The following is a 345-nucleotide window of genomic DNA, read 5'->3' as shown; positions in this document are numbered from 1 at the left end:
ATACAGGCTTGCCTGATTGGCGCAGGTGGATGGTAGCGGCCGGTATACTAATTGTGGTCGCTGTGCTCGATGAATGGCATCAGACCTTGATTGGCGATCGAACGGGCATGGTTAAGGATGTCATCCTCGACTTCGGCGGGTTTCTAATTTTCGCTAGTTTTGCCTGGGTAGCAAGCAAAGCGACCGCGCTACTTAGACGACCACTTTGTTGAGCTTCTTCATCAGGCGCGACTTTTTGTTGGCGGCGTTGTTCTTGTGGATGATGCCTTTCTCGGCGGCTCTGTCCAGGTTCTTTATAGCAACCTTAAGTGCTGCTTCGACTGCATCACGGTTGCCGGCGACTAT

2 protein-coding genes are annotated in these 345 nt (G+C 52.2%); one reads left to right on the top strand and one right to left on the bottom strand.

Going from position 1 to position 345, the window contains the following annotated elements:
* On the top strand, positions 1-212 hold a 212-nt coding region (locus COY37_RS00355), incomplete at its 5' end, for a VanZ family protein (RefSeq protein WP_286975461.1).
* Here COY37_RS00355 and rpsT read toward each other — a convergent pair.
* Positions 193-288, bottom strand: a complete 96-nt coding sequence (gene rpsT, locus COY37_RS00350; RefSeq protein ID WP_286975464.1) for a 30S ribosomal protein S20 — start codon at positions 286-288, stop codon at positions 193-195. The two genes, COY37_RS00355 and rpsT, sit on opposite strands and share 20 nt — an antisense overlap.
* Positions 289-345: the final 57 nt, after the last annotated feature.

Source organism: Candidatus Aquicultor secundus (assembly GCF_002791875.1).
GTDB classification, from domain to species: domain Bacteria; phylum Actinomycetota; class Aquicultoria; order Aquicultorales; family Aquicultoraceae; genus Aquicultor_A; species Aquicultor_A secundus.
This window is presented reverse-complemented; position numbering and strand designations above follow the sequence as displayed.